7 protein-coding genes and 2 tRNA genes are annotated in these 6,857 nt (G+C 71.8%); 5 read left to right on the top strand and 4 right to left on the bottom strand.

Going from position 1 to position 6,857, the window contains the following annotated elements; translation table 11 throughout:
- Nucleotides 1–34: 34 nt before the first annotated feature.
- The 3 genes from ACFU6K_RS26665 to ACFU6K_RS26655 all read right to left on the bottom strand — a co-directional run bounded on the left by ACFU6K_RS26665 (nt 35) and on the right by ACFU6K_RS26655 (nt 681).
- A tRNA-Gly gene (locus ACFU6K_RS26665) sits at nt 35–107 on the bottom strand.
- 39 nt (nt 108–146) lie between these two features.
- Nucleotides 147–219, bottom strand: a tRNA-Gly gene (locus tag ACFU6K_RS26660).
- A 144-nt stretch (nt 220–363) separates the two neighbouring features.
- A complete protein-coding gene (locus ACFU6K_RS26655) occupies nt 364–681 on the bottom strand; it encodes an Lsr2 family protein (RefSeq protein ID WP_030056585.1) in 318 nt (105 codons plus the stop codon).
- Nucleotides 682–1,146: 465 nt separating this feature from the next.
- Between ACFU6K_RS26655 and purS the strand changes: the two genes are divergently transcribed.
- From purS to ACFU6K_RS26635, 4 genes are all read left to right on the top strand, one after another.
- Nucleotides 1,147–1,401, top strand: coding sequence for a phosphoribosylformylglycinamidine synthase subunit PurS (purS, locus tag ACFU6K_RS26650; protein ID WP_049654013.1), 255 nt, complete (start codon nt 1,147–1,149; stop codon nt 1,399–1,401).
- The gene (gene purQ / locus ACFU6K_RS26645; protein ID WP_380667109.1) at nt 1,398–2,075 is read left to right on the top strand and encodes a phosphoribosylformylglycinamidine synthase subunit PurQ; all 678 of its coding nucleotides are present in this window, start codon (nt 1,398–1,400) and stop codon (nt 2,073–2,075) included. The genes purS and purQ overlap by 4 nt, the downstream gene beginning before the upstream one ends.
- The gene (purL, locus tag ACFU6K_RS26640) at nt 2,075–4,330 is read left to right on the top strand and encodes a phosphoribosylformylglycinamidine synthase subunit PurL (RefSeq protein ID WP_380667107.1); all 2,256 of its coding nucleotides are present in this window, start codon (nt 2,075–2,077) and stop codon (nt 4,328–4,330) included. Before purQ ends, purL begins: the two co-directional genes overlap by 1 nt.
- 65 nt (nt 4,331–4,395) lie before the next feature.
- The gene (locus ACFU6K_RS26635; RefSeq protein WP_380667105.1) at nt 4,396–5,280 is read left to right on the top strand and encodes a sterol carrier family protein; all 885 of its coding nucleotides are present in this window, start codon (nt 4,396–4,398) and stop codon (nt 5,278–5,280) included.
- Nucleotides 5,281–5,312: 32 nt separating this feature from the next.
- On the opposite strand, the gene ACFU6K_RS26630 is transcribed toward ACFU6K_RS26635, so the two are convergent.
- Nucleotides 5,313–6,119: a DUF3152 domain-containing protein gene (locus tag ACFU6K_RS26630; protein WP_380667103.1), complete on the bottom strand. Its 807-nt coding sequence runs from the start codon at nt 6,117–6,119 to the stop codon at nt 5,313–5,315.
- A gap of 218 nt (nt 6,120–6,337) precedes the next feature.
- Between ACFU6K_RS26630 and ACFU6K_RS26625 the strand changes: the two genes are divergently transcribed.
- Nucleotides 6,338–6,757 (top strand): DUF3151 domain-containing protein, encoded by a 420-nt coding sequence (locus tag ACFU6K_RS26625; RefSeq protein WP_049659647.1) that lies wholly within the window; start codon nt 6,338–6,340, stop codon nt 6,755–6,757.
- The last annotated feature ends 100 nt before the right edge of the window (nt 6,758–6,857 follow it).

Genomic DNA, 6,857 nt, shown 5'->3' with positions numbered 1-6,857 from the left:
GGGCCCCCTCAAACGAGGGGGCCCTTCGTATCTGAGCGGACGACGAGATTCGAACTCGCGACCCTCACCTTGGCAAGGTGATGCTCTACCAACTGAGCCACGTCCGCAGGTCAAACTATTGAGTTGTGCTGTGCTCGCGCACTGCGAGCGGACGACGAGATTCGAACTCGCGACCCTCACCTTGGCAAGGTGATGCTCTACCAACTGAGCCACGTCCGCATGGTGCCTGGTGGGGCACCCGCCGCCTCTTCGGATCTCTCCGTTGCGGCGACGAGGAATACTCTACAGCATCGTTCGGGGTGGTCGCCCCACCCTTTCGGACCGGGCGGGCGGGGCGACCGGGGAGCGGGCTCCCCGCGGGGCTCAGTTCGCCTCGGCGAACGCCTCGTACACGTGCTTGGGGATGCGGCCGCGGGCCGGCAGTTCCATCCCGCGGGACAGGGCCCAGGCGCGGACGGCGGCCGGGTCCGGGGTGAGGGCGGTGCGCCGGAAGGACTTTCCGGTGCGGCTCTGCCGGCGGCCGGCGGCGACGAACGGAGCGAGGGCCTCCCGCAGCTTTTCCGCGTTGTCCACGGACAGGTCGATCTCGTACGACTTTCCGTCGACGCCGAAGTGGACGGTTTCGGCGGCGGCGCCGCCGTCCAGGTCGTCGGAGAGCGTGACAACTACACGCTGAGCCATGGGTGTCAATCCTCTCGGGCAATTCGGCCGCCGGTCCGAGGGGGTACCGGGGCCTGATGTGCACCAACTCGCGCAAGCACGTACGGGCGGGCCGGGCGGCTCGCCTGATACGCAGCACTTGCCGCGACAGGTGGCCCTATTCTGCACCCGAAGGGGGCCGAAATCGAAGAGTCCGGCATTCTTTTCCGGATATTCACGTCTCTTCGGCGGGTTCCTTGATACCGATGTGCGGGTCGGGCGGTTCTGTCCCCAAGTGCCGTATTCGGGTGTTCTCCGGAGGGCGTCGTTCCGAGTGCCGAATCCGGGGAAACCGGCCGGCCCGGGCGGGTGCCGAGGGTGCCGGATCCCTTGCTGCGTAAGGGTCTGGGGTCTACGCGCGTCGCTATGCCCGGCCAGCAATCCTGCCCGAAACCACCGGTAGTCTGGAGTTCCCCCGCCTCACCGAAGACACCACCGGGAGTGCCAGTGGCACGCGTCGTAGTCGACGTCATGCTCAAGCCGGAGATCCTCGACCCCCAGGGACAGGCGGTGCAGCGTGCACTGCCCCGTCTCGGATTCACCGGGATCGCCGACGTCCGCCAGGGCAAGCGTTTCGAGCTGGATGTGGAGGGCCCGGTCGACGACGCGGCGCTCGCCCGTATCCGCGAAGCCGCCGAGACCTTTCTCGCCAACACCGTGATCGAGGACTTCACCGTCCGGGTCGAGGAGGAGGGCAAGTGACCACCCGCGTAGGCGTCGTCACTTTCCCCGGCTCCCTCGACGACCGCGACGCCCGGCGGGCGGTCCGTCTCGCCGGCGCCGAGCCGGTCGCCCTCTGGCACCGTGACAAGGATCTCCACCAGGTCGACGCCGTCGTCCTGCCGGGCGGATTCAGCTACGGCGACTATCTGCGCTGCGGTGCCATCTCCCGGTTCTCGCCGGTGATGGAGACCGTCATCGAGCAGGCGAAGCTCGGAATGCCGGTGCTCGGTATCTGCAACGGCTTCCAGGTGCTCTGCGAATCGCACCTGCTGCCCGGTGCGCTCACCCGGAACGACTCGCTGCACTTCATCTGCCGCGACCAGAAGCTGCGCATCGAGAACGCCGGCACCGCCTGGACCGGGGATTACTCCGCCGGCCAGGAAATCGTCGTCCCGCTGAAGAACGGCGAGGGCCGCTTCGTCGCCGAGGAGCGGGTGCTGGACGAGCTGGAGGCGGAGGGCCGGGTCGTCGCCCGTTACCTGGACGTCAACCCGAACGGTTCGTACCGCGACATCGCCGGCATCACCAACGCCGCCGGCAATGTCGTCGGCCTGATGCCGCACCCGGAGCACGCCGTGGAGCCGCTCACCGGTCCGACCACCGAGGGCCTGGGCTTCTTCACTTCCGTCCTGAAGCAGCTGGTGAACGCCTGATGAGCCTCGACACCGTCAAGAACGCCGAGCAGACCCCGGACGCCGCCCAGCCCTGGGCCGACCTCGGCCTCAAGGAGGACGAGTACGCGCGCATCCGCGAGATCCTCGGCCGCCGTCCCACCGGCGCCGAGCTCGCCATGTACTCGGTCATGTGGTCGGAGCACTGTTCGTACAAGAGCAGCAAGGTCCACCTGAAGCAGTTCGGCGAGAAGAAGCCGGATTCGGACGCGATGCTCGTCGGCATCGGCGAGAACGCCGGTGTCGTCGACGTCGGCCAGGGTTACGCGGTCACCTTCAAGGTCGAGTCGCACAACCACCCGTCGTACATCGAGCCCTACCAGGGCGCGGCCACCGGCATCGGCGGCATCGTGCGCGACATCCTGGCGATGGGCGCCCGCCCGGTCGCCGTGATGGACCCGCTGCGCTTCGGTGCGGCCGACCACCCGGACACCCGGCGCGTGCTGCCCGGGATCGTCGCGGGCATCGGCGGCTACGGCAACTGCCTGGGCCTGCCGAACATCGGCGGCGAGGTCGTCTTCGACTCCTGCTACCAGGGCAACCCGCTGGTCAACGCGCTGTGCGTGGGCGTCATGAAGCACGAGGACATCCACCTCGCGCAGGCCTCCGGCGCCGGCAACAAGGTCGTCCTGTACGGCGCCCGCACCGGTGGCGACGGCATCGGCGGCGTCTCGGTGCTCGCCTCCGAGACCTTCGACGACACCAAGCCGGCCAAGCGCCCGGCGGTCCAGGTCGGCGACCCGTTCCAGGAGAAGCTCCTGATCGAGTGCACCCTGGAGATCTTCCGGGAGAAGCTCGTCAAGGGCATCCAGGACCTCGGCGGCGCCGGCCTGTCCTGCGCCACCAGCGAGCTGGCCTCGGCCGGCTCCGGCGGCATGCGGATCGAGCTCGACACCGTGCACCTGCGCGACCACACGCTCTCGCCGGAGGAGATCCTCATGAGCGAGTCGCAGGAGCGCATGTGCGCGATCGTCGAGCCCGACAAGATCGACCGCTTCCTGGAGATCTGCGAGAAGTGGGACGTCATCGCCAACGTCATCGGTGAGGTGACCGACGGCGAGCGCCTGGAGATCTACTGGCACGGCGAGCTCGTGGTGGACGTCCCGCCGCGCACCGTCGCCCACGAGGGCCCGACCTACCAGCGCCCGTACGCCCGCCCCGACTGGCAGGACGCGCTGCAGGCCGACGCCCCGACCGCCGAGCGGCTGGCCCGCCCGACCACCGGCGAGGGCCTCAAGGCCGACCTGCTGAAGGTCGCGAGCCACCCGAACCAGGCCTCCAAGTCCTGGATCACCGACCAGTACGACCGCTACGTGCTCGGCAACACCGTGCTCTCGGTCGGCGAGGACTCGGGCATGATCCGGATCGACGAGGAGACCAACCTCGGCGTCTCGGTCGCCACCGACGGCAACGGCCGCTTCGCCAAGCTGGACCCGTACACCGGCGCCCAGCTGGCGCTGGCCGAGGCGTACCGCAACGTCGCGGCCGGCGGTGCCAAGCCGCTCGCCGTCTCCGACTGCCTCAACTTCGGCTCCCCCGAGGACCCGGACGTGATGTGGCAGTTCGCCGAGGCCACCCGCGGCCTGGCCGACGCCTGCCTGGTGCTCGGCACCCCGGTCACCGGCGGCAACGTCTCGCTGTACAACCAGACCGGCGAGGTCGCCATCCACCCGACCCCGGTGGTCGCGGTGCTCGGCGTCATCGACGACGTCACCCGGCGCACCCCGCTGGCCTTCGCCGAGGAGGGGCAGCTGCTCTACCTGCTCGGCGACACGGCGGACGAGCTCGGCGGCTCGGCCTGGTCGCAGGCCGTCCACGACCACCTCGGCGGCCTGCCGCCCAAGGTGGACCTGGAGCGCGAGCGGCTGCTCGGCGACATCCTGATCGCCGCCTCGCGCGACGGCATGATCGACGCCGCGCACGACCTGTCCGACGGCGGTCTCGGCCAGGCGCTGGTGGAGAGCTGCCTCAAGGGCGGCCACGGTGCGCGGATCGTCGTGCCCGAGGGCCAGGACCCGTTCGTCCTGCTGTTCTCGGAGTCGGCCGGCCGCGCCGTCGTGGCGGTGCCGCGCAGCGAGGAGCTCCGCTTCAACGACATGTGCACCGCGCGCGGCCTGCCGGCCACCCGGATCGGTGTCGTGGACGGCGACAGCCTGGACGTCCAGGGCCAGTTCAGCGTCTCGCTGGCGGAGCTGAAGGACGCCCACACTGGCGTCATCGAGGCCCTGCTGGCCTGATCGGCCTGTTCGAGGGGCGGGCGGTTCCTGGTGAACCGTCCGCCCCTCGTCGTATGTTGGGCCCCATGCCCGCCAAGCCCCGTACGTACCAGCCGCAGAAGGTCCGCGCCGCGCTGGCCGCCCAGACCAGGGCGCTGCGTGCCGCCGTGGACGCGCTCACCACGGAGCAGCTGGACCTGCCGACCCGGTTGGGGCGGTGGCGGGTCCGCGAGCTGCTCGCCCACCTGGCCGTCCAACTCGACCACGTCCCGGCGCACCTGGACGACCGGCCGCAGGGGCGGGCGCCGCTGGACCTGTCGGGCTGGGCGGCCGGGGTCGCCGCCGTCGCGCCGCTGCTGGACGAGCAGGCCCGGGAGCGGAGCGCGGCGGAGTTCGCCGGGGACGCGGCCTCGGTGGCGGCCGCCTTCGGCCGGGCCGCGGACGCGCTGCTCGCCCTGCTGGAGCGGCCCGAAGCCGCCGACCCGGCCCGGCGGTTCGAGATCCGGCTGGGCTCGATGACGCTCTCCGACATGCTGGTGACCAGGCTGGTGGAGACGGTCGTGCACGCCGACGACCTGGCCGCCGCGCTCGGGCCCGACGCCTTCCCTGGCTCCCAGGTCTTCCCTGGCTCCCCGGGCTCCCCGGGCTCCCCGGGCTCTCGGGCCCTCCCGGCCTTCCCGCACGACCGGCAGGCCGTCGCGGCCGTCACCCGGCTGCTGGCCGACGCCTTCGCCGACCGCGCCCCGGGCGGCGCGGTCGAGCTGCGGATCCCGCCGTACGCGGTGGTGCAGGCCGTCGAGGGCCCCCGGCACACCCGGGGCACCCCGCCCAACGTGGTGGAGACCGACCCGCTGACCTGGATCCGGCTGGCCACCGGCCGGACCGACTGGGCGGCGGCGGTGGACGCGGCCGAGGTGTCCGCCTCGGGGGAGCGCAGCGACCTGCGGGCGTACCTGCCGGTGCTCGGCTAGCCGGCCCCTCGGTGCGGCCGGGGTCCCGCGGGCTACAGGACGGACGGCCCGCTCAGGTACGTGCCCTCCGCCGAGTACGGCCAGGCGTTGGGCGCGCAGCCCTTGAGACCGTAGATCTGCTGCATCATCGCGGGCGCGGGCTTGCCCTCGCCCGGGCAGCCCTCGTGCCCGTGGCCGATCCGGTGGCCCACCTCGTGGTTGACGATCAGGGCCCGGTACTCCTCCAGCGGTCCGCTGAACTGCGGTGAACCGGTGTTCCAGCGCTTGGAGTTGACGAGCACCTGGTTGCCGACGTTGCAGTTGACCTCGCCGTGGGTGTCCAGTCCGGAGGCGCCGCAGATCCGGTCCACGGTGGCCGGTGAGGCGATCTTCACGGTGAAGTCGTACGGGCCGTCGGCGACCAGCTGGAAGCCGTTCCTGCGGTCGTTGGTCCAGCCGCGCTTGTCGCCGAGGATGCCGTGGACCTGCGCGGCGGCGGACGGGGCGTCGATGCCGATGCCGTCCTCGACCTCGACCCGGTAGCGGCGCACGGTGCCGCGTCCGACCGGCTTGGCGGTGGCGGGGGCGACGGTGAAGGTGCCCGCGCCCTTGGCGGGGCCGGGGTCCGGCGCGGCGGGGGCGGGCGGCGGGGTCGGTGTCGGGGCCGGCGGGGGCGTCGGGGTGTCGGCCGGTGCGGGAGCCGGCGCCGGTGCTGCCGGTGCCGCGGTGGCGGCCTGTTCGGCCGGCGGGGCGACCCTCGCCTGGGTGGTCGGGGCGGTGGCCGGGCCCGCCGAGGGGCGGCTCAGCACGACCGCCGTGGCGCCCAGCACCAGGACGGAGAGCACCAGTGCCGTGAGCATGCCAGGGCCGGGTCTGCGCCGCTGTCGGCGGCGTCGGCGACCGCCCTTCCGGGGCGGTGCGGTGCGCCTGCCGACGGATCGGGCTGCAGACATGATCTTCACACTGGCATGGCGAACGGGTGAATGTCCACCTCCTCGGGGGCGGCGCCGGGGCCCGTGGCGGCGGCCCGTCCGGGACGGCGGTTGACCCCTGCGTCTCGGGTGGCAGACTTCAGGGCATGGCGATTCACAGGAATCTTCTCGACGGTCCCGAACCGACCCTGCTCCCGGAGGAGGAGCGGCCCTACCGGATGCTGGCGGAGGAATCGGCCTCCCCGACCCAGGTGGCGGCCGAGTTCCCGGTCTTCTGCCTCGCCTGGGCGATGCTGGCCGACGACGCCTACGCGGCCGGCCGGTACGTCGAGTCGTACGCCTACGCCCGTACCGGCTACCACCGTGGCCTGGACGCGCTGCGGCGCAACGGCTGGAAGGGCCACGGCCCGGTGCCGTGGGAGCACCGCGGCAACCGCGGCTTCCTGCGCTGCCTGGCGGCGCTCGCCCGGGCGGCCGGCGCGATCAAGGAGACCGAGGAGGAGGCCCGCTGCTGGCAGTTCCTGAAGGACAGCAGCGCGGAGGCGTACGCGGAGCTCAAGCAGTAGAGCGATTGAGCCGTAGAGCCGTAGAGAGCGGCAGAGCGGCAGAGCTGTAGAGCGGTAGACACCCCCGACGTACGGGTGCCCCCGGCGGACTCCGCCGGGG

Origin of the sequence: Kitasatospora sp. NPDC057512, from assembly GCF_042802135.1 — a bacterium.
Classification (GTDB): domain Bacteria; phylum Actinomycetota; class Actinomycetes; order Streptomycetales; family Streptomycetaceae; genus Kitasatospora.
The sequence above is the reverse complement of the archived record's forward strand: the minus strand, read 5'-3'. Positions and strand labels throughout refer to the sequence as shown.

Excerpts from the sequence above, each read along its gene's own strand:
- ACFU6K_RS26655 (WP_030056585.1), bottom strand. The coding sequence starts at position 681 with ATGGCTCAGCGTGTAGTTGTCACGCTCTCCGACGACCTGGACGGCGGC.
- purL (WP_380667107.1), top strand. The coding sequence starts at position 2,075 with ATGAGCCTCGACACCGTCAAGAACGCCGAGCAGACCCCGGACGCCGCC.
- ACFU6K_RS26635 (WP_380667105.1), top strand. The coding sequence starts at position 4,396 with ATGCCCGCCAAGCCCCGTACGTACCAGCCGCAGAAGGTCCGCGCCGCG.
- ACFU6K_RS26630 (WP_380667103.1), bottom strand. The coding sequence starts at position 6,119 with ATGCTCACGGCACTGGTGCTCTCCGTCCTGGTGCTGGGCGCCACGGCG.
- ACFU6K_RS26625 (WP_049659647.1), top strand. The coding sequence starts at position 6,338 with ATGGCGATTCACAGGAATCTTCTCGACGGTCCCGAACCGACCCTGCTC.